This window comes from Lentibacter sp. (assembly GCF_965657785.1).
Classification (GTDB): Bacteria; Pseudomonadota; Alphaproteobacteria; order Rhodobacterales; family Rhodobacteraceae; genus Lentibacter.
Window position 1 is genome coordinate 77,566 of record NZ_CBFHPP010000004.1, and the last position, 21,185, is coordinate 98,750.

The window sequence follows — 21,185 nt, forward strand, 5'->3', positions numbered from 1 at the left end:
CTCGGGTGAGGCCGCGCGCAATGCTGCCACGCGGCCCCCGCCTGACTTTAGGAGCGGCCTTTCCATGGCACGAGTGTCTTCTCGGCGATGCGCATGAGGATATCGATCCCGTAGCCGATGATCCCGATCAGGATGATCCCCATGATCACGATATCGGTGAGCTGGAAGCGGGAGGCGACCATGATCATCATGCCAGCGCCTTTCTCGGCGGCGACAAGCTCGGCGGCGACCACTGTGCCCCAGCAGACGCCCATGGCGACGCGCGCGCCTGTGAAGATTTCGGGCAGGGAGTTGGGCACGATCACGTGGCGCATGAGCTGGAACTTGGAGGCGCCAAGCGAATAGGCGGCGTGCACCTTGGTGATATTGACGCCCGAGACGCCTGCGCGCGCGGCGATGGCCATGATCCAAAGCGCTGCGAGGAAGAGCAGGATAATTTTGCCGACCTCTCCGATCCCCGCCCAGATGATCACCAGGGGGATCAGCGCGAGCGGCGGCACGGGGCGCATGAACTCGACAATCGGGTCAAACCAGCCGCGGAACCAGTTGGACAGGCCCATGGCATAGCCAAGCGGAATGCCCACGATTGCGCCGAGCAGGAAGCCGACAATCACGCGGAAGAGCGAGTAGCCCAAGTGTTCCCAAAGAGTGAAGCCTTGGTAGCCTTCTGTCGAGATTTCCATGAAACGGGACACGACTTTTTCGGGGGGGGGAAGCCAGATCGGCTCCATTTGCATTCCGCCTGACGGGGTGATCTGGATTGCGCCTTTGTCTGTGAGCGAGACATGGCCTTCGGCAAAGCTTACGCGCCCGCCGATTGTGATGGGCTGGCCGTTGATGGCGACGATCTTGGCACCGTCGCGGCGCTTGGCGTCATCGTTTTTGTCAAACAATACCGTTTTGGTGCGCCCTGCCGAGACGATTTCGGAATCGTTTTTGGCAAAGCCTGTGCCTGTGTCCACCTCTGGCGTGGCGGGGTCTTCGCCGAATTTGTGAACGCGCAAAGCAATGGTGGCATCATCGGTGCTGCCATCGGGTGCTTGCAGTGTATAGGTGATTTTGGTGTCGCCAATGAAGGGCGCTGGGGCGTGGATGGGCACCCATTTGGAGCCGGTGAACGCGCCCCAAAGCAGAAAGATTGTCACCACGGAAATGACACTGGCCCAGCGGTCGGGGCGGACAGCGCTTTCGTCGCCGAAGGTGACTGTTTTGAGGGATGTGAAGTCCGCACGGGTTTGCATCAGCCGTTTGACGCCAAAGCGGACGAGGAAAAAGCCTGCGATAAAGATAGAGGTGTAGATTAGAAGAATAATCATGCGCTGGCCTCCGCGGCGTTGCCCATGATCTCTTCTTCCATATCCCAGATCATGCTCAGGATTTCTTCACGCTTTTCACCAAACTCGGGGTGTTTTTTGACTTCGCGCAGATCTTGGCCCACACCCATATCGGCAAAGGGCAGGCGGTATTCGCGGTGAATACGGCCCGGGCGGGGCGCGAGAACAAGCAAGCGCTCGCCCAGAAGCAGGGCTTCTTCGACCGAGTGGGTGATCAGGATGATGGTTTTGCCTGTCTCTTTCCAGAGCTTGAGCACAAGCCCCTGCATCTTTTCGCGGGTCAGGGCGTCGAGTGCGCCGAGCGGTTCGTCCATCAGGATCACGTCTGGATCATTGGCAAGGCAGCGGGCCAGAGCCACGCGCTGCTGCATCCCGCCAGAGAGCTCAAACACCGACTTTTCCTTGAAGTCGCGCAAGCCGACAATATCTAGCAAATGGTCAACGTTATCGCGCCACTCGGCCTCGCGCTGGCCTTTCATACGGGGGCCGAAGCTGACGTTTTCGCGCACTGACATCCACTCAAACAGCGCACCTTGCTGAAAGACCATGCCGCGCTCGGCATCGGGGCCTGTGATTTGATGATTGTTGAGGGTCATGCTGCCTTCTGTGGGCGCAAGAAAGCCGGCGACAATGTTAAGGAGTGTGGTCTTGCCGCAGCCTGAGGGGCCAAGCACACTCATCAGCTCGCCTGATTTTATTTCGAGGGAAATATCTTTGAGCGCCTGAACGTGGCTGCCGTTTGGCAGGTCAAAGCGCATGGAAATTTTGTCGATGGAGAGAGTGGACATACTCGCCTTTCGGAGCCTGAGGCTCCTGTTGTGTCGTCTGGTGTCAAGCCGCGCCTGTGGTGAAGCGGCACGGGTAAAGCGAGAGGAGGCCCGCCGCGAAAACCGCAGCGGGCCAGTTTGCTTTACATACCGCCTGCGGCTGCGAGCGGGCCTGTGTTGACGGCGTTCTCGTAAGTGTCGAGTGCGGCGTCAATGCTGCCTGCTTCAAGGAAGACATCGGCGACGCCTTTCATGAAGGTCGACGCGTTGCCGCCGAGCCATGCGCTGCTGAGCTGCTCTTCCACTGTCGGGAACTTGAAGGTTGCGATGGTTTCCATCGTGGCCTTTTCGTCCATGCCTGCGTCTTTTGCGATAGCGGGGAGCATAGCCGCGTGATTGGCTTCATCGGCCCACATTGTGTTGGCGTCGGCTGTGACTTTGAGGAACTTGGCGACAAGATCGCTGTTTTCGGCGACAAAGCCTGCTGAGGCAGATGTGACATCAAACACGAGGATGCCAAGCTCTGTTTTCTCGTCGCCTGTGATCAGAACGTTGCCGTGCTCAAGCGCGCGACGCAGAGAGCCGCCCCAACCGCAGAACATATCAACCGCGCCTTGCGCGATCGCTGCGGCGCCTTCTGGCGGGTTCATGTTGACGACTTCCATGGAGCCGACATCAACGCCAAAGTGGCTCATTTGCTTGAGGAAGCCGTAGTGTGCGGCTGTGCCCAGCGGCACGGCGACTTTTTTGCCAGCGAGTTCGGCGGCGTTTGTTTTGTCGATTTCAAGCGCTTCGGCGACAACGCAGTTGTCATTGTCGGCATAGCTGACGGCGACGTCGAGGATCTGTAGATCCTGACCGCCTGATGTGGCGACAACGAAGGGTGGAACGCCTTGGCTGACGGAGAGGTGCACATCGCCTGAGGCCATCGCAGCGCTCATTTCTGTTCCTGAACCAAAGGCGCGCCAGTTGACTTTGACGCCCATGGCTTCGTCATATGCGCCCATCACTTTGTGATGCTGGAACGGCATTGGCCATTCTTGGAAATAGGCGACTGTGATTTCGTCAAGCGCGGCGGCCTGACTGCCTGCGAGCATCGCGGCGGCTGCGGCGGCAGACATAAGGGTTGATTTGAGTTTCATGAGGTAGCTCCCGTTGTTGGTTTTACGCCTTGAAGAGGCGCAGCTCACCAGTTTGTCTGGCTTTGAGCCTTTTGCGGGCCGTGCGATTGGCACGTGCCACGCTGTAATGTCATGAGGGCGCAAATGCTGATTCCGATCAACGGTTAATTTGCGGAATAGGCCTTACTTTTTGGTTTTGTGAAAAGCCAATTTGGGATGATTGACGCCATTTGGGCCAATAAATAATGGTTATGGGCTAAAAATTACCTTTGAGAGACGGGGTGTATTGGTCTTATATGACCGAAAGGACTGGCCCTATCAGACTCGGCTAAAATAACGCTTTGCTGATCGGGAGAATTTGATCAAAACTTGACTGTGCGCGACTGTGTCTTGCGCGATCTTGAAACGGAGGCTTCGGACCATGGACGGCAATCTTTCTGCAAATGACATCAGCCACATTGTGGACGCGGACCGCGCGCACGTCTGGCATCACCTGACGCAACACAAGCCGTTTGAGACAGGCGAGCCACGCATCATCATTGAAGGCAAGGGAATGCGGGTTTGGGACCAGAAGGGCAAAGAGTATCTCGATGCCGTGTCTGGCGGGGTCTGGACTGTCAATGTAGGCTACGGGCGCGAAAGCATTGCCAATGCGGTGCGCGACCAGCTGGTGAAGCTGCCTTATTTTGCCGGCTCGGCCGGCTCTGTGCCGGGCGCGTTGTTTGCCGAAAAGCTGATCAGCAAGATGCCGGGCATGAGCCGCGTCTATCAAACGAATTCGGGCTCGGAAGCCAATGAGAAGGCCTTCAAGATGGTGCGCCAGATCAGCCACAAGCGGCATGGCGGCAAGAAATACAAAATCCTGTATCGCGACCGCGACTATCACGGCAGCACGCTGGCCACGATGTCGGCGGGCGGGCAGGACGAGCGCAACGCGCAATATGGCCCGTTTGCACCCGGATTTGTGCGGGTTCCGCATTGCATGGAGTATCGCGCGCAGTGGGACCTGACGGGCGAAGCCTATGCGGCGGCATCTGTGAAAGCGATTGAAGAGGTTATTCTGGCCGAGGGTGCGGATACCATTGGCGCGCTTTGCCTTGAGCCTGTGACAGCGGGCGGCGGGGTTATTCCTGCGCCTGAGGGCTACTGGCCGCTGATTGGCGAGCTGTGCCGCAAGTATGACATTTTGCTGCATATTGACGAAGTTGTCTGTGGCGTGGGCCGCACGGGGACAGAGTGGTTTGGCTATCAGCATTATGGTGTGGAGCCTGATTTTGTGACCATGGCGAAGGGTGTGGCTTCGGGCTATGCCGCGATTGCCTGCTGCGTCACCAACGAGCGCGTCTTTGAGATGTTTAAGGACGACACCACCGATCCGCTCAATTATTTCCGCGATATTTCAACCTTTGGCGGCTGCACGGCGGGGCCAGCGGCAGCGATGGAGTGTTTCCGTATTATCGAGGACGAGGGCTTGCTTGAAAACACCACCAAGATGGGGGAGCGTTTGGTTGCGAACCTCTGGGAGCTTGGTGAGCATCATAAGGTCATTGGCGATGTGCGCGGGCTTGGACTTTTCTGCGGGGCCGAGCTTGTGAGCGACCGCGCGACCAAAGAGCCTATGGACGAGAAGCTGGTGGCGCAGGTCGTGGCGGAATGTGGCGCGATGGGTGTGATCATTGGCGCAACCAACCGCTCTATTCCGGGCTTCAACAACACGTTGTGTTTCTCGCCTGCATTGATTTCAACGACGGATGATATCGACCTTATCACCGAGACAGTCGGTAAGGCGTTGGGCAAAGTCTTTGGCTGACATTATGAACGAGATGGGCCAGCCGATTGGCAGGCCTGTCGCGACCGAGCTGCCACGGCCAAGGCCCGAGAAGACGCGGCTTGAGGGGCGGTTCTGCGCTCTGGTTCCGCTGGATGTGACGGCGCATGGAGACGCACTTTGGGAGGCGTTTTCACTTGATGCGTCGGGGGCGAACTGGACCTATCTGCCGATCGGGCCTTACGCAAACAAAGGCGATTTTCGTCAGTTTTTGCAGGGCGCGGAGGCGAGCCACGACCCGCTTTATTTCACTGTGCTAGACAGAGACGGCCACGCTGTGGGTCATGCGACCTATCTCAGGATCGACCCTTTACATGGGGTGATTGAAGTCGGGTTTATCCACTTTTCGCCAAAAATGCAGCGCGGGCCAATGAGCACCGAGGCGATGTATTTGATGATGCGCTATGTCTTTGAGACGCTTGGCTATCGGCGCTATGAGTGGAAGTGTGATGCGCTCAATGCGCCGTCGATTGCGGCGGCAAAGCGGCTTGGCTTTAGCTTTGAGGGTGTGTTCCGGCAAGCGACCACTTATAAGGGCCGCAACCGCGACACGGCTTGGTTTTCGGTTCTGGACAGTGAGTGGCCCGCTTTGAAGGCGCGGTTTGAGCGCTGGCTTGCGGCGGAAAACTTTGATGCCGCAGGGCGGCAGAGGGCTTCGCTTTAGGATCGGATTTTCGCGGTGCGAAAACCCGATCGTGGCGGGGGGCTAGCCCCCCGCACCCCCCAGGATATTTTTAGAAAGAAAAAGGGGTGAGGGGGTCATTTGTTTCAGAGTTGGCGCACGGCCCCTTTGGCAGCACTGGTTGTGAGGGACGCATAAGCTTTGAGGGCTGTTGTCACCTTGCGCTTGCGGGGCGCGGCGGGCTGCCAGCCTTTGGCGTCTTGAGCTGCGCGGCGGGCTGCCAGCGTGGTGTCATCCACTGCGAGGTTGATGCTGCGGTTGGGGATGTCGATTTCGATCAGATCGCCTTGCTCGACGAGGCCGATTAGGCCACCTTCGGCGGCTTCGGGGGAGACGTGGCCGATCGAGAGACCTGATGTGCCGCCCGAGAAGCGGCCATCGGTGAGCAGAGCGCAGGCGGCGCCGAGGCCTTTGGATTTGAGGTAGCTTGTCGGGTAGAGCATTTCCTGCATTCCCGGGCCGCCACGGGGGCCTTCGTAACGGATGATCACCACATCGCCTGATTTGACCTTGCCTGTGAGAATGTCGCTCACCGCCTGATCCTGGCTTTCGCAGACGTAGGCGGGGCCGGAGAACTTCAGGATGCTGTCATCCACGCCCGCTGTTTTCACAATACAGCCTTCTTCGGCGAGGTTGCCAAAGAGCACGGCGAGGCCGCCATCCTGACTGAAGGCGTGCTCCTTGGTGCGGATGACGCCTGCTTCGCGGTCCAGATCTAGCTCTGGGTAGCGGCGGCTTTGGGAGAAGGCCACTTGCGTGGGCACGCCGCCCGGCGCGGCGCGATAGAACTGGTGAACGGCCTCATCGGTGCTTTGAGCCACATCGTATTTTGCGAGGGCTTCGGCCATGGTGGGGGAATGCACGGTTGGCAAATTGCGGTGAATGAGGCCTGCGCGGTCAAGCTCGCCCAAGATGGCCATGATGCCGCCAGCGCGGTGAACGTCTTCCATGTGCACATCCGATTTGGCGGGGGCGACTTTGCACAGGCAAGGCACATTGCGGCTGAGCCTGTCGATGTCCTGCATGGTGAAGTCGATTTCGCCTTCGTGCGCGGCGGCGAGCAAGTGCAACACTGTGTTTGTCGAGCCGCCCATGGAGATATCAAGCGTCATGGCGTTTTCAAAGGCTTTGAAGCTGGCGATGTTGCGCGGCAGGACGGAGTGATCATTGCCCTCATAGAAGCGCTTGCAGAGGTCAACGACGCGGTGGCCCGCCTCGCGGAAGAGTGCTTCGCGGTCGGCGTGGGTTGCCAGCACCGAGCCATTGCCGGGCAGCGAGAGGCCGAGGGCTTCTGTGAGGCAGTTCATCGAATTGGCTGTGAACATACCGGAGCAGGAGCCGCAGGTCGGGCAGGCGGAGCGCTCGATCGCATCGACCTGTTCGTCTGACATATTCTCGTCGGCGGCGGCGACCATGGCGTCGACCAGATCGATCGCTTTTTCCTCGCCGTCCCAGATCACTTTGCCGGCTTCCATCGGGCCGCCTGACACGAAGACGCAGGGAATATTGAGGCGCATGGCGGCCATCAGCATTCCCGGGGTGATCTTGTCGCAGTTGGAGATACAGACCATGGCATCGGCGCAATGGGCGTTGACCATATATTCGGTGCTGTCGGCAATGATTTCGCGGCTGGGCAGAGAGTAGAGCATACCATCATGGCCCATGGCGATCCCGTCATCGACGGCGATTGTGTTGAACTCTTTGGCGACGCCGCCTGCCTTTTCGACCTCGCGGGCGACGAGCTGCCCCAAGTCCTTGAGGTGCACGTGACCAGGGACGAACTGGGTGAACGAGTTGACGATGGCGACGATGGGCTTGCCGAAATCGTCGTCTTTCATGCCTGTGGCGCGCCAGAGGCCGCGGGCCCCTGCCATGTTGCGGCCATGGGTGCTGGTGCGTGAGCGAAGAACGGGCATGAGAAGTCTCCTGAATTATCTGGGAGGCAATGTGCATAGGAATGCGGGGAAGGCAAGGGACGCGCTGCATTGCGTGAGGCCGTGAAGGCGGCTAAAGGGATGTGGAACACGACAACAGAGAATCTTGGGAGACAGATATGTCAAACGCACAGCTTGAAGCCGCGATTGAAGCAGCATGGGACGCGCGAGACGCGATCACGCCAGCCACGACGGGAGAGGCCCGTGAGGCGATTGAAGATACGCTCAATGCGCTCGACAGTGGCAAGCTGCGTGTGGCGGAAAAGCAGGCTGACAACAGCTGGCACGTGAACCAATGGGCCAAGAAGGCTGTTCTTCTCGGGTTTCGCATCAAGGATATGGAAATTCAGGAGGGCGGCCCGCAGGCTGGCGGCTGGTGGGACAAGGTCGACAGCAAATTTGCCGGCTGGAAAGCCGAGGACTGGAAGAGCGCAGGCTTTCGCGCGGTTCCGAACTGCGTTGTGCGCAAGTCGGCCTATATTGCGCCTGGCGTTGTTTTGATGCCGTCTTTTGTCAACATCGGCGCTTATGTCGACAGTGGCACAATGGTAGACACTTGGGCGACTGTTGGCTCCTGCGCGCAGATCGGCAAGAATGTGCATCTTTCTGGCGGCGTTGGCATTGGCGGCGTTTTGGAGCCGATGCAGGCTGGCCCGACGATCATTGAAGACAACTGCTTTATTGGCGCGCGATCTGAAGTTGTGGAAGGCTGCATTGTGCGGGAAGGCTCTGTGCTTGGCATGGGTGTTTTCATTGGCCAGTCGACCAAGATTGTTGACCGCGAGACAGGCGAAGTGATGTATGGTGAAGTGCCCAGCGGCTCTGTTGTTGTGGCGGGTTCAATGCCGAGCAAGAACGGTGTGAACCTCTATTGCGCCGTGATTGTGAAGCGGGTTGACGAGCGCACGCGGAGCAAGACCTCGATCAACGAGCTTTTGCGGGACTGAGCAACGCAGCGAAAAAAGACAGAGCGCGGCGACGGAAGTTGCCGCGTTTTGCGTTTGTCTCCTTGAGATGTGGAGAGGGCGTTATGACAAGATCGGTTGTTCTGTTGGTTGCGATGGGCTTTTTTGTTTGGTTGCAGGCCATGGGCATGGCTTGAGGCAGAGCGCAGTTTTGTGACGCCACAGCAGGGTCGAATTTGCGCTTTGCGCAAATCCGACCGTTTGGGGGACCAGTCCCCCAGACCCCCTGGGATATTGTTAGAAAGAAAAAGGGAGCGGGCGGGGCGGCGCTTTGGGCTCTTTGGTGGCCGCTGGCTTTGGGAGTGCAGGCGCGTGTTTCCAGAGAGTAGAGCAGGCGGCTTGAGCGCGGTGTGGGTTGACTTGACCTGTGCAGTTCGCCAAGCCTCACCCTGACGAGATAGGGAGGCTGAAATGGCCGAGAAGACAGAAAAACCCAAAGAGAAGAAGGCGAAGAAGCCGCAGCAGGTTTATACCCTACTGGTTGAAATCGGCCGTAAGGAGGGCGACGGGCTGCCAAAGGGGGCGACGGGGGCTGCGCTGGTGATTTATGCCAGTGGTGTCGATGAAGAAGAGGCTGTGCGTGAAACTGTGGCGATCCTGAAGCAGGCGGACACCGCGCCTTTGGATGTCACAGGCTATGGCACGCTGGAGGAGCGTTTGGAGCTTGGTCACGATATTCCCGAGGAAGAGCGCGGGCTTATGGCGCGGGCTTTGGCGGAGAACTCGGTGATTGTGGCGCAGATGGAGCCTTATTTTGAGGGGCAAGGCTATAAGAGCGGAAGCGAGCACTGAGATGGCGCAGCGTCCTGTCAGGCTTGCAATCAACGGGTTCGGGCGGATTGGCCGTTCGATCCTCAGGATGCTGCATGGCGCAGGGCAGGGTGCGCGGGCGGGTGACTTCGAGGTTGTTCTGATCAATGATATCGCGCCGCTGGAGAGCTGTGCCTATCTTTTTGCCTATGACAGTATTTTTGGGCCGTTTCCCGGGGCGGTCAGCCATTGCGAGCAGCGGCTTGATGTGGATGGCGTGAGCTATCCGTTTCACGCCGAGGTCGATCTGCGGGCGCTGGATCTGAGCGGTGTCGATGTTTTGCTGGAATGCACGGGCGCTGCGGGCAATCGCGCTTTGGCCGAGCGCGGGCTTGAGGCGGGGGCGCAGGCTGTACTGATTTCGGGCCCGTCAGAGGCGGCGGACAAGACCATTGTTCTGGGGGCGAATGAGGCCGAGATCGGGGCGCATAGGATTGTCTCCAACGCCAGTTGCACGACCAATGCGCTTGCGCCGCTGTTGCGTCTCTTGGATGCGCGCTGGGGCGTTGAGAGCGGGCACATGACCACTGTGCACTGTTACACGGGCAGCCAACCAACCATCGACAAGCCGCGGGGCGACCTTGTGCGCTCGCGTGCGGCGGCGCTCTCTATGGTTCCGACGACGACGAGTGCGGCGAAGCTGATCGGCGAGGTGCTTCCGAAGCTGGCTGGGCGGATCGAGGCGCGGGCTGTGCGTGTTCCGACGGCGAGTGTGTCTGCGATCGATCTGGCAGTGCAGGTTGCGCGGCCCGCCACTGTGGAAGAGGTGAACGCGGCCTTGGCTGAGGCCGCCGCTGCCAGCCCGCTGTTTGGCTATATCACCGAGCCGCTCGTTTCGACGGACCTGCGAGGCCGATCAGAAAGTATCATTCTGTCGGGGCGCGAAACCAGTGTGTCTGTCGGCGGTTTGCTCCGTGTCTTTGGTTGGTATGACAACGAGTGGGGCTTCTCGAGCAGGATGCTGGATATGGCCGCCTTGATGGCGCAGCGGGGGCGCTAGAATATTCCATTTGCGCGCTGCATCTCGCGGATATAGGCGATGATACTGGCGACTTCGGCGCGGGTCAGCCCGTTTACGGGGAGCATATGTCCGAAGCGCCAGTGATGCGCCTGAACGCCTTGCGATACGGCGCATTGAAAGCTTTCGTCGCCGTGGTGGCCCGGTTCGTATATTTTGTGAATGAGCGGTGGGGCCGCATTGATATTGCCTGCGCCATTGAGGCCGTGACAGGCCGCGCATTTGGCTTCAAAAGCGGTCTGGCCGAGCCGGGCTGTGGCTGTGAGCAAAGCGGGGAGGGTGACGTCGACCATTGCGGACCCTGTTGGCAGAACCGCAGGCGCTTTTGCTGCGGGCGGTATTGCCTGATAGCCTATGAAGAGGCCGAGGGCGGCGAGGCCAGCGACGAGAAGAGAGGTTTTGCGCATGGGGATCCCCTTTTGACACCTGTTGGGTGTCTGTGTAAGGCTTCCTCTAACTGGAAGGTCAAGCAGGAGTTTCAGCATGAATATTTCTGGCGCAGCGAAGGCGGCGGGGCTGCCTGTGAAGACAGTGCGATATTACGCCGATATTGGCCTTGTCGAGCCTGCGGCGCGCACGGCGGCGGGGTATCGGGACTATGACGATGCAGCGTTGCGCAAGCTTTCTTTTGTCGGGCGCGCACGGGGCTTTGGCTTTTCGATTGCTCAGTGTCGCGAGCTATTGGGGCTTTATCAGGATGCGCACCGCAGCAGTGCCGAAGTGAAGCAGATTGCCAGTGCGCGGCTGGAGGATATTCGCGCCAAGCAGCGCGAGCTTCAGGCGCTTCATGACGAGTTGGCACATCTGGTCGGCGCCTGCTCTGGCGATGCGCGGCCTGACTGCCCGATTATTGACTATTTCAGCTGAGACATGGCGCGGAGCCTCGGTTTGAGCGCTTCTGCGGCATAGTCGATGAAGAGACGCACCTTGGGGTCTTGCAGCTTGCGGTGTGGAAACAGGCAGAGAAAGCTTGTGGGCATAGGCGGTGTTTGGGGTAGAACCTCGACGAGCGCACCGGAGGCGAGATGCGAGGCGACTTCAAAGCGCGGTTTGTTGGCGATACCGTGACCCGCGAGCGCCCAATCGGTCAGAATATCGGAAGTGTCCGCATCAAAGCGGCCCAGAACGTTGAGCTTGAGGGGGCCGGCAGTTGTGTTCAGGGTCCAGAAATACTCGGGCGAGCGCGGGTAGCGGAGCAAGAGGCAATTGTGCTGCATCAGGGCTTGGGGCGTGTCGGGTGTGCCATGTTTGGCCAAGTAGTCGGGCGTGGCAACGAGGGCGCGCGGCACATCGGCGAGTTTGCGTTGTTTGAAGGTGCTGTCGGGCGGGGTGCCAAGCATGAAGGCGATGTCGAGGCGGTCTTCCAGGAGGTCAACCTTGCGGTCTGACAGGCGCAGCTGGATTTGCACATCAGGATGGTTTTGCGCAAAGCTGGGCACGAGCGGGGCAAGCAGGCGCTGGCCCAAGCCAAGCGGGCAAGACACCCGAAGCGCGCCACGCGGCTGGCCTGAGAAGCCCGCAAGAGCGGCCTCGGCGTCATCCAGTGAGGTGATGACTTTTCTAGCGTGATCATAAAACAGCTGGCCCGCCTCAGTTGTGCGCAACTTGCGGGTTGTGCGATCAAACAGGCGCACGCCGAGGCGTTTCTCCAACTCTTTTATGCGGTTTGACGCCACGGCGGGTGTGAGCCGCATCTCGCGGCCTCCTGATGTGATGGATCCAAGCTCGACCACGCGGCAAAAAACCTTGATACTCTCGACATAGGGCATGAAGCACTCCTGTTTCCCGCTGTCAGTATGGCGCAGATTGAGGAGATTAACTTTATAATATTTGTTGAAAGTGTCTAGCGAGAAGCGCTGCTTTTGTTGAAAGTATAATGAGCGTAAGCTGGGCAAAAGAATTGCTTGGGAAGGTTCTGTCATGGGGCATCTGCGACGCGAGATCAGGTTTTTGTTGAACGGCGAGGATGTGCGGCTTGAGACAGTCGGTGCGCAAGACACTTTGCTTGATTTTTTAAGGATTTCAAAGCGGCTGACAGGAACAAAAGAGGGGTGCGCCGAGGGCGACTGCGGCGCTTGCACTGTGCTTGTTGGACGGCTTGCCGAAGGGAGCGTGCAGTATGAGACCGTGAACGCCTGTATCCGTTTTCTGGCGAGCCTTGATGGCTGCCATGTGGTGACGATCGAGCATTTGCGCGGCGCGGATGGCGGCTTGCACCCTGTGCAGCAGGCGATGGTTGATGCGCATGGTAGCCAGTGTGGTTTTTGCACGCCCGGGATTGTGATGTCGCTTTATGCGCTTTGGATGGAGACGCCTGCGCCGAGTGATGCGCAGATCGAGACTGCGCTTCAGGGCAATCTGTGCCGTTGCACAGGTTATGAGCCGATCTTCAAGGCCGCACGGGCGGCAGCGGCTTCGGGCGACCCTGCGGCAGACCCTCTGGCGCTTGAGCGGGCGGATGTCGCGGCTTGGCTTGAGGCGTTGAACGACGGGCGGCGTGTTGAGGTTTGCAAGGGTGAGGACCGCGCGATTTTGCCTGCCAGTCTTGCTGATTTGAGCAAGGTTTTGGCAGAACACCCTGATGCCACGATTGTTGCGGGGGCGACGGATGTGGGGCTTTGGGTGACAAAGCTGATGAAGCCCATCACGCCCGCTGTGTTCATCGGGCATTTGTCCGAGTTGCGTGAGATCAAGCGGTCAGGCTCTGCTTTGAAGATTGGTGCCAGTGTGAGCTACAGCGAAGCCGAGGCGGCACTGAGGGCGGCTTTCCCGCATCTGGAGAACTATTGGCGGCGCATTGCGGGCTGGCAAGTGCGCAATATGGGAACGATTGGTGGAAATATCGCCAATGGCTCGCCGATTGGTGATGTGCCGCCTGTGTTTATCGCGCTTGGGGCAAAGCTTCAGTTGCGAAGTGCTGAAGGTTCTCGGATGCTGCCGCTAGAGGATTATTTTGTCGCCTATGGCAAACAGGATTTGCGCGCGGGAGAGTTTGTCGAGGCTGTTGAGCTGCCGCTTGTGCAGGCGGGTGTGCATCATGCGGCTTACAAAGTGTCCAAGCGGCGAGATGAAGATATTACGGCCGTTGCTGTGGGGCTGTCTGTCGCCGTGAGCGAGGGCCGGATCGCGCAGGCGCGCATTGCGTTTGGCGGCATGGCCGCAACACCGAAGCGCGCGGCCAAGGCGGAGGCGGCACTTGTCGGGCAGCCTTTTGCGGCAGAGAGCTTTGAGGCGGCGGCGCTGGCTGTTGGCGAGGATTTTCAGCCCTTGAGTGACTGGCGGGCAACCGCCCAATATCGAAGCCTTGTGGCGGCAAATCTTTTGCGCCGTTTCTGGGCCGAGCAGGGCGCGGGCGAAATTGCCAAGCTGGAGGGTGTGTAAGTGACGGAGTTTGGACATACGGGCACCGACGCCAAGCACGACAGCGCGATCAAGCAAGTGATGGGGCGGGCGGAGTATACCGACGATATCCCAGAGCCGATTGGCACGTTGCACGCCTATCTAGGCTGCTCGCAGGTTGCGCATGGCACGATCAAGGCGATGGATCTGAGCGCGGTTCTGGCTGTGAAAGGCGTGATTGGCGTTTTGACGGCGAGAGATGTTCCCGGGGTGAATGATGTTTCTGCGGTGCACGCGGGGGACGAGCCTGTTTTTCCTGAAAAAACCGTCGAATTTTACGGCCAGCCCTTGTTTGCCGTGATTGCAGAGAGCCGCGATATTGCGCGGCGGGCGGCAGAGCTTGCGAGCGTCGAGATTGAGGTGCTGCCCCATGTGCTTGGCCCGATGGAGGCGATTGCGGCGGGATACCCTGACGTGACTGCCCCGCTCAAGCTGGAGCGCGGTGATGTCGGCGCAGGCTTTGCCAAGGCGGCCAAGCGCATCGCGGGGCAGATGACGATTGGCGGACAGGACCATATGTATCTTGAGGGGCATATCTCTTTTGCAATGCCCGGTGAGGATGATGACGTCGTCATTTACGCGTCGACCCAGCACCCGACCGAGGCGCAAGTGATTGTGGCGCAGGTTTTGGGCGTCGCTGCGCATTCGGTTGTGGTCAATGTGCGGCGCATGGGCGGCGGGTTTGGCGGCAAGGAAAGCCAGATGAACCTCTTTGCTGCTGTGGCGGCCATGGCGGCGAAGAAATGGAACCGTCCCGTCAAGATCCGCCCTGACCGCGATCAGGATATGAGCGCGACGGGCAAGCGGCACGACTTTGTGGCGGATTATGCTGTCGGTTTTGATGAGGAGGGGCGGATTGAGGCTGTGGAGGGCCAATGGGCGGCGCGCTGTGGCTTTGCGGCGGACCTTTCAGGGCCTGTCACGGACCGCGCGCTTTTTCATGCGGACAACGCCTATTATTATCCAAACGTGCGGCTTAAGTCGCGGCCTATGAAGACCAATACCGTCTCGAACACCGCTTTCAGGGGCTTTGGTGGGCCTCAGGGTGTGATCGTGGCGGAGCGTATGATTGAAGAGATTGCCTATGCGCTGGGCAAGGATACGCTCGATATACGCCGCGCGAATTTTTATGGCGTGGGCGAGCGGGATGTGACGCCCTATCATCAGACAGTGGAAGACAACATTCTGGAGCGGCTCATTGGCGAGCTGGAAGACACGTCGGACTACCAAAAGCGGCGGGAGGAGATCATTGCGTTTAACGCCAAAGGCGGAATTTTGCGGCGCGGAATTGCGCTGACGCCTGTAAAGTTTGGCATCAGCTTTACGGCGACGTGGTATAATCAGGCGGGGGCGTTGCTGCATATCTACAAAGACGGCTCGCTCATGATCAACCACGGTGGCACCGAGATGGGCCAAGGGCTGAACACCAAGATTGCGCAGATTGTTGCGGAGGCGTTCGGAGTTCCGCTTGATGCGGTGAAGATCACCAGAACGACGACCGAGAAAGTGCCCAATACCAGCGCGACGGCAGCGTCTTCGGGGACGGACCTCAACGGGATGGCTGCGCTGGATGCCTGCGAGCAGATCAAGGCGCGGCTTCTGGCTTATGCCTCGGAGAAATGGGGCGTTAGCGAGTTGCGCTTTGAGGGCGGGGTTGTTCACTGTGGTGACAAGGACTTTGACTTTAAGACGTTTATTGCGGGGGCCTATATGGACCGCGTGCAGCTTTCTGCTGCAGGGTTCTACAAGACGCCTGAAATTCACTGGGACAGGGCCACGGGCAAGGGGCAGCCTTTTTTCTATTTCGCTTATGGGGCGTCTTGTTCGGAAGTCGAAATTGATACGTTGACCGGCGAATACCGAGTGACGCGCGCCGATGTGCTGCATGATGTGGGCCGCTCGCTCAACCCTGCGATTGACCGTGGGCAAGTCGAGGGGGCGTTTATCCAAGGGATGGGGTGGCTCACCACCGAGGAACTTTGGTGGGACGATAAGGGGCAGCTCAGAACCCATGCGCCGAGCACCTATAAAATCCCGTTGGCCTCTGACAAGCCGCGGCATTTTGATGTGCGCCTCGCGGAGTGGAGCGAGAACCCCAAGCGCACGATCAAGCGCAGCAAGGCGGTGGGCGAGCCGCCGTTTATGCTTGGGATTTCGGTGTTTGAGGCGATTGGTCATGCGGTGGCCTCTGTGGCAGACTACGCTGAATGCCCGAGGCTTGATGCGCCAGCCACGCCAGAGCGGGTCTTGATGGCGATCGAACGGCTCAAGCAATGAGTGGACTCGTGGAATTTCTTCAGGCTGACGGCACGGTCGTTGAGGTCCGCATCACCGAGGTGCGAGGCTCTTCGCCGCGCGAGGCGGGGGCATTTCTGCTGGTGTGTGGTGCTCGGATTTGGGGGACTGTCGGCGGCGGGCAGCTTGAATATATGGCGCTGGATGAGGCGCGCAAACTTGCCCGCTCTGACGGGAGTGTCGCCGAGATGAATGTGCCGTTGGGGCCAGAGATCGGCCAGTGTTGTGGCGGGCGTGTGCGGCTTGATTTGCGTATCCTTGATGCGGCGGACAAGGCGCGGCTGCTCGCAGAAGAAGCCGCGCGCGTGGCGGCTTTGCCAGAGGTCCTGATCCTTGGAGCGGGTCATGTGGGCCGCGCGCTGGCCTATGCTTTTGCGCCCTTGCCTGTGCGTGTCACGCTGATTGACAGCCGCGCCGAAGAGTTGGCGCGGGCGCCAAAGGGTATCGAGCAGATCTGCACGCCGCTGCCCGAGGCCAAGCTGCGCGCGGCGGGCGCAGGGGCGGCGTATATTGTGGCGACGCATGAGCACAGTCTCGACTTTCTGCTGACGCAAGAGGCGTTGGCGCGGGGTGATGCGGCTTATGTTGGTATGATCGGCTCGCAAACAAAACGGGCGAAATTTGAAAGCTGGGCCGTTGGGCCAACGGAGGCTTTGATGTGTCCGATGGCTGCGGCCAATAAGGGCGACAGGCGGCCTGAGGTGATTGCGGCGTTTGTTGTGGCCGAAGTCATGACGGCCTTGGCGAAGAGCCCTGCGAAGGAGACGGCAGATGAGTGAGACGTTATTTCTTGGTCGTGTGTTGAGCTTTCACCGTCGCCCTGAAGATGCGCAGGATGAGGCGGCCTTTCGCTATCATGAGGCGGGCGCTGTGCACGTCAGGGACGGGCGCATTGTGGCTATGGGAGACGCGGGGGATCTTCGAAAAGATGCGCATGGCGCAGAGATCGTTGATCACCGCGAGCATCTGATATTGCCGGGCTTCATTGACACACATCTGCATTTTCCGCAGGTGCAGGTGCTTGCAAGCTGGGGCAAAGACCTGCTCGACTGGCTCAACACATATACGTTTGTGGAAGAGCAGCGTTTTGCAGACAGCGCCCATTGTGAGGCTATGGCGAAAGGCTTTTACGACGGGCTTTTAGGAAACGGGACAACCACGGGCGTCGCTTATGGCTCGGTTCATGCCGCGAGCGTTGAGGCGATGTTTGCCGAGGCCGAGCGGCGCGGGATGTGTATGATCGGCGGCAAAGTCATGATGGATTGCCATGCGCCTGAGGCTTTGCTTGATACGGCGCAGACAGGCTATGACGAGAGCCTTGCCCTGATCGAGCGGTGGCATGGCAGGGGGCGGCTCTCTTATGCGATCACACCTCGGTTTGCGCTGACCTCAACACCTGCGCAACTGGAGGCCGCAGGGGCTTTATGCGTCTTACATCCTGAGTGCTATATGCAGACCCATGTGAGCGAGAATGTGAACGAGATCGCACGGGCGAAAGAGCTTTATCCAGACGCGCCTGACTATGTTGGCATCTATGAGCGCTACGGCCTGTTGAGCGAGCGGGCCTTGCTTGGTCATGCGATCCATCTTGAGCCGCGCGAGATTGATGTGATTGCCGACACGGGGGCGAAGCCTGTTTTTTGCCCGACGTCGAACCTTTTTCTTGGTTCTGGGCTTTATGACGACGCGGGGTTGCGTGCGCGGGACATTCAGGGCGCGATTGCTACGGATATTGGCGGGGGCACGTCTTATTCGATGCTTCAGACGCTCAATGAAGGCTACAAGGTTTTGCAGCTACGCGGGCAGCAGATGCACCCGTATCAGGCGTTTGACTGGATCACGCGGGGCAACGCCGAGGCGCTTGGGCTGGCGCATGAGATTGGCACACTTGAGGCGGGAACTGCGGCCGATATGGTCGTTCTCGATGCGCGGGCAACGCCTGAGATGGCTTTGCGCGCCGACAGGATCGGGACGCTTGCAGAAGAGCTGTTTCTTTTGATGATTATGGGAGATGACCGTGCGGTTGCGCAGACGTATGTCGGCGGAGCAGCGCAGAAAAATAGGTGAGTGATGCCAAGATTTTCGGCGAATATTTCGATGATGTTCACAGAGCTGCCATTTGATGCGCGCTTTAGGGCCGCGCAAAAGGCAGGTTTTGGGGCTGTTGAGTTTATGTTCCCTTATGGCTACGCGCCAGAGGGGCTTGCCAAGGCGCTTGAGGACAATGCGCTGGGGCTGTCTGTTTTTAACCTTCCGCCCGGAGATTGGGGCGGGTTTGAGCGCGGTTTGGCGGCGGTGCGCGGGCGTGAAGCCGAGTTTGTGCAAGGGCTTGATATGGCTGCGCGTTACGCGCGCGTTATGGGCGCAGCGCGTGTGCATTGTATGGCGGGGATTGCCGAAGGGCGCGAGGCGGAGGCCCGCTATATCGGCAATGTCCGCCGCGCAGCGGACAGGCTGGCGCGCCAAGGCTGCACTGTGATGATCGAGCCGATCAATACGTCTGATATGCCGGGTTACTTTCTCAACCGCACGGATGAAGCCGTGGAGCTTTTGCACAAGATTGATCATGAAAATGTTGCGCTTCAATGGGATGTTTATCACCATGAGCGCACACATGGCGACGCTTTGAGCGCTTTGCCTGAGGTGTTGCCTCATGTGGCGCATATCCAGATTGCGAGTGTGCCAGAGCGGCACGAGCCTGAAGGGTTTGGCGCGTTGTTTGCGGCGCTTGACGCTGCGGAGTATGCAGGCTGGGTGGGTTGCGAGTATCACCCGCGCGGCAAGACAATTGAGGGCCTTGGCTGGCTCAGAGAGGCACGATATGCGGCAGGAGCGCCCAGAGCTTGAAGAGCTGATCTCTGTTGCGCGGGGAGAAACGCTCGCCGACACCGTGCTGCGTGGCGGCACAGTTTTTGATGTGGTGACGGGGGCGAGGATCGCTGGAGATGTGGCCATTTTTCAGGGCCTCATCGCGGGGATAGGCGCCGAGTATGAGGCGCGCGAGAGCGTTGATGTGAGCGGGTTGACGCTTGTTCCCGGGTTTATTGACACGCATCTCCATGTGGAAAGCTCGCTCGTGACGCCGTTTGAGTTTGACCGATGTGTCGGGCCGCGCGGTGTGACCACGGCGATTTGTGATCCGCACGAGATTGCCAATGTGGTTGGTGTGACGGGTCTGCGGTATTTTCTGGACGCCTCCGAGAGGGTCTTGATGGACTTGAGGGTGAATCTCAGCTCTTGTGTGCCTTCGACCGATATGGAAACCGCAGGCGCGCGGATCGAGGCGGAAGACCTTGTGCCGCTAATGGGTCATGCGCAGGTGAGCGGGCTGGCCGAAGTGATGAACTACCCTGGGGTGATCCAACGTGATGCGGGGATCATGGCAAAGCTCAGGCTTTTTGAAGGGCGCCATATTGACGGGCACGCGCCCTTGCTGTCAGGCCGCGACCTCAACGCTTATGTGAGCGCTGGGATCCGCACGGAGCACGAGGCGACGCGCGCTGAAGAAGCGCGCGAGAAGCTGCAAAAGGGGCTGCGGGTGCTCATCCGCGAAGGCTCTGTCAGCAAGGATCTGGAAGCGCTGGCGGAGGTGCTTGATGAGTTTACCTCGCCCTATATGTGCCTTTGCACGGATGACCGGAACCCGCTCGACATCGCTGAAGAGGGGCATCTGGACTATATGATCAGGCGGCTGATCGAACGCGGGTGTTCGGCGCGGGCGGTTTATCGCGCGGCGAGCCTGTCGGCGGCGGAGGCCTTCGGGCTGAAGGACAGAGGGCAGCTCGCCCCCGGAAAACGCGCTGATATTGTGGCTGTGAAGAGCCTTGAGGCCTGTGATGTGCAGGCCGTCTGGGCGGGCGGTCTTCGCCTGACGGAAGAGGCCTTTGCGACGCGCGAGGAGATTGAACCTATCGGGCGCAATTCGGTAAATGCGCCAAGGGTGACGGCGGAGGCGTTTCGCACCACTGGCAACCGCGAGCAGACCAATGTGATCGGGATCATTGAAGGTAAAATTATCACCGAGCACCTGCATGAGGATATCCCGATTGTGGACGGGGACAAACGCCCCGATGTGGCGCGTGACCTTGTCAAGATCGCCGTGATCGAGCGACATGGGAAGAACGGCAATATCGCGACGGGCTTTGTGCGTGGATTTGGCCTCCAGCGGGGGGCGATTGCTTCTACTGTGTGTCATGACCATCACAATATTGCCGTTGTGGGCGCGGATTATGACGATATGGCGCTGGCGGCAAACCGCTTGGGAGAGATCGAGGGCGGGTTTGTTGTTGTCGAGGGGGGGCGTGTGCTGGCCGAGCTTGCGCTGCCTCTGGCGGGGCTGATGAGCCTTGAACGGTATGAGACCGTTCGGGAGCAGCTTATCCCGCTGCGCGCCGCTGCGGCGGGTCTTGATGTGAGCCTGCATGAGCCGTTTTTGCAGCTTGCGTTTTTGGCGCTGCCAGTGATCCCGACGCTCAAGATCACCGATCGCGGGCTTGTGGATGTGATGAAGTTTGAAATCATCGGGTGATCTGAAGGCGCGGCTCCGCCGCACAGGATACTTAAGAGGGGGACCAGTCCCCCTCAGCCAAAACCTATGGTTTTGGCTCTCCCCCTGGGATATTTAGAGAAAGAAAAAGGCATCAAGGCCAGCAAGAGACCCTTCGTTTGCCAAGAGTTTGCGTCAGGCTCTTTTCAGCAGCCTGTGAGACGTTATATAGGTCCATGCGCGTGGACAAAAAAATGTCAGGACCGATGCAGGATAGAGCGATCATTTGGATGGGTGACGAAGGTGATGACGGGGGGGATACCTCTGTTTTGACCAAAGTGAAGCCCAAGACCAAGCGGCCACCGCTTTATAAGGTGATGCTGCTGAATGATGATTACACGCCTATGGAATTTGTTGTGCATATTCTGGAGCGCTTTTTTGGTATGGATCATGCGCAGGCGTTTGAGATTATGTTGACGGTGCATAAGCGGGGGCTTGCTGTTGTTGGTGTTTTCTCGCATGAGATTGCTGAAACGAAGGTGACAC

Annotated in this window: 19 protein-coding genes; 13 read left to right on the forward strand and 6 right to left on the reverse strand. The window is 59.0% G+C overall.

Features of this window, described 5'->3' with window-relative positions; genetic code table 11:
* Nucleotides 1-47: 47 nt before the first annotated feature.
* The 3 genes from ACTF58_RS03895 to ACTF58_RS03905 form a co-directional block, all read right to left on the reverse strand.
* On the reverse strand, nucleotides 48-1,316 hold the full coding sequence (locus ACTF58_RS03895) for an ABC transporter permease (RefSeq protein ID WP_438990654.1): 1,269 nt from the start codon (nucleotides 1,314-1,316) through the stop codon (nucleotides 48-50).
* Nucleotides 1,313-2,122 carry an ATP-binding cassette domain-containing protein gene (locus tag ACTF58_RS03900; RefSeq protein ID WP_438990655.1) on the reverse strand — a complete coding sequence of 270 codons (810 nt, stop codon included), beginning with the start codon at nucleotides 2,120-2,122 and terminating at the stop codon, nucleotides 1,313-1,315. Before ACTF58_RS03900 ends, ACTF58_RS03895 begins: the two co-directional genes overlap by 4 nt.
* A gap of 122 nt (nucleotides 2,123-2,244) precedes the next feature.
* Nucleotides 2,245-3,243: a taurine ABC transporter substrate-binding protein gene (locus ACTF58_RS03905; protein WP_438990656.1), complete on the reverse strand. Its 999-nt coding sequence runs from the start codon at nucleotides 3,241-3,243 to the stop codon at nucleotides 2,245-2,247.
* 400 nt (nucleotides 3,244-3,643) lie between these two features.
* Here ACTF58_RS03905 and ACTF58_RS03910 point away from each other — a divergent pair, with 400 nt between their 5' ends.
* Together ACTF58_RS03910 and ACTF58_RS03915 are read left to right on the forward strand one after the other, a co-directional pair.
* Nucleotides 3,644-5,032 (forward strand): aminotransferase family protein, encoded by a 1,389-nt coding sequence (locus ACTF58_RS03910; protein ID WP_438990657.1) that lies wholly within the window; start codon nucleotides 3,644-3,646, stop codon nucleotides 5,030-5,032.
* A complete protein-coding gene (locus ACTF58_RS03915; RefSeq protein ID WP_438990658.1) occupies nucleotides 5,025-5,714 on the forward strand; it encodes a GNAT family N-acetyltransferase in 690 nt (229 codons plus the stop codon). The genes ACTF58_RS03910 and ACTF58_RS03915 overlap by 8 nt, the downstream gene beginning before the upstream one ends.
* 104 nt (nucleotides 5,715-5,818) lie before the next feature.
* Here the strand turns inward: ACTF58_RS03915 and ilvD are convergent, their stop codons facing one another.
* Nucleotides 5,819-7,648 (reverse strand): dihydroxy-acid dehydratase, encoded by a 1,830-nt coding sequence (ilvD, locus tag ACTF58_RS03920; protein WP_438990659.1) that lies wholly within the window; start codon nucleotides 7,646-7,648, stop codon nucleotides 5,819-5,821.
* A 137-nt stretch (nucleotides 7,649-7,785) separates the two neighbouring features.
* Between ilvD and dapD the strand changes: the two genes are divergently transcribed.
* From dapD to ACTF58_RS03935, 3 genes are all read left to right on the forward strand, one after another.
* Complete coding sequence (dapD, locus tag ACTF58_RS03925) at nucleotides 7,786-8,613, forward strand: 2,3,4,5-tetrahydropyridine-2,6-dicarboxylate N-succinyltransferase (RefSeq protein ID WP_438990660.1); 828 nt, start codon at nucleotides 7,786-7,788, stop codon at nucleotides 8,611-8,613.
* Between the two features lie 429 nt (nucleotides 8,614-9,042).
* Nucleotides 9,043-9,423, forward strand: a complete 381-nt coding sequence (locus tag ACTF58_RS03930) for a hypothetical protein (RefSeq protein WP_438990661.1) — start codon at nucleotides 9,043-9,045, stop codon at nucleotides 9,421-9,423.
* 1 nt (nucleotide 9,424) lies between these two features.
* Nucleotides 9,425-10,441 carry a type I glyceraldehyde-3-phosphate dehydrogenase gene (locus ACTF58_RS03935; RefSeq protein ID WP_438990662.1) on the forward strand — a complete coding sequence of 339 codons (1,017 nt, stop codon included), beginning with the start codon at nucleotides 9,425-9,427 and terminating at the stop codon, nucleotides 10,439-10,441.
* Here the strand turns inward: ACTF58_RS03935 and ACTF58_RS03940 are convergent.
* Entirely contained in the window at nucleotides 10,438-10,866 is a 429-nt protein-coding gene (locus ACTF58_RS03940; RefSeq protein WP_438990663.1) for a c-type cytochrome, read from the reverse strand. The two genes, ACTF58_RS03935 and ACTF58_RS03940, sit on opposite strands and share 4 nt — an antisense overlap.
* A gap of 76 nt (nucleotides 10,867-10,942) precedes the next feature.
* Between ACTF58_RS03940 and cueR the strand changes: the two genes are divergently transcribed.
* Nucleotides 10,943-11,326: a Cu(I)-responsive transcriptional regulator gene (cueR, locus tag ACTF58_RS03945; protein ID WP_438990664.1), complete on the forward strand. Its 384-nt coding sequence runs from the start codon at nucleotides 10,943-10,945 to the stop codon at nucleotides 11,324-11,326.
* On the opposite strand, the gene ACTF58_RS03950 is transcribed toward cueR, so the two are convergent.
* Complete coding sequence (locus ACTF58_RS03950; RefSeq protein ID WP_438990665.1) at nucleotides 11,314-12,228, reverse strand: LysR substrate-binding domain-containing protein; 915 nt, start codon at nucleotides 12,226-12,228, stop codon at nucleotides 11,314-11,316. The genes cueR and ACTF58_RS03950 overlap by 13 nt on opposite strands.
* 151 nt (nucleotides 12,229-12,379) lie before the next feature.
* On the opposite strand from ACTF58_RS03950, the gene xdhA reads away from it, so the two are divergent.
* The 7 genes from xdhA to ACTF58_RS03985 all read left to right on the forward strand — a co-directional run.
* Nucleotides 12,380-13,840, forward strand: coding sequence for a xanthine dehydrogenase small subunit (xdhA, locus tag ACTF58_RS03955; protein ID WP_438990666.1), 1,461 nt, complete (start codon nucleotides 12,380-12,382; stop codon nucleotides 13,838-13,840).
* A 60-nt stretch (nucleotides 13,841-13,900) separates the two neighbouring features.
* Nucleotides 13,901-16,135 (forward strand): xanthine dehydrogenase molybdopterin binding subunit, encoded by a 2,235-nt coding sequence (gene xdhB / locus ACTF58_RS03960; RefSeq protein WP_438990751.1) that lies wholly within the window; start codon nucleotides 13,901-13,903, stop codon nucleotides 16,133-16,135.
* Nucleotides 16,132-16,932 carry a xanthine dehydrogenase accessory protein XdhC gene (gene xdhC / locus ACTF58_RS03965; RefSeq protein ID WP_438990667.1) on the forward strand — a complete coding sequence of 267 codons (801 nt, stop codon included), beginning with the start codon at nucleotides 16,132-16,134 and terminating at the stop codon, nucleotides 16,930-16,932. Before xdhB ends, xdhC begins: the two co-directional genes overlap by 4 nt.
* Nucleotides 16,925-18,220, forward strand: coding sequence for a guanine deaminase (gene guaD, locus ACTF58_RS03970; RefSeq protein WP_438990668.1), 1,296 nt, complete (start codon nucleotides 16,925-16,927; stop codon nucleotides 18,218-18,220). Before xdhC ends, guaD begins: the two co-directional genes overlap by 8 nt.
* Nucleotides 18,221-18,223: 3 nt before the next feature.
* Nucleotides 18,224-19,000 (forward strand): hydroxypyruvate isomerase family protein, encoded by a 777-nt coding sequence (locus ACTF58_RS03975; RefSeq protein WP_438990669.1) that lies wholly within the window; start codon nucleotides 18,224-18,226, stop codon nucleotides 18,998-19,000.
* Nucleotides 18,975-20,681, forward strand: a complete 1,707-nt coding sequence (ade, locus tag ACTF58_RS03980) for an adenine deaminase (RefSeq protein ID WP_438990670.1) — start codon at nucleotides 18,975-18,977, stop codon at nucleotides 20,679-20,681. Before ACTF58_RS03975 ends, ade begins: the two co-directional genes overlap by 26 nt.
* Nucleotides 20,682-20,929: 248 nt before the next feature.
* The coding region (locus ACTF58_RS03985; protein ID WP_438990671.1) for an ATP-dependent Clp protease adaptor ClpS at nucleotides 20,930-21,185 on the forward strand (256 nt) is incomplete at its 3' end.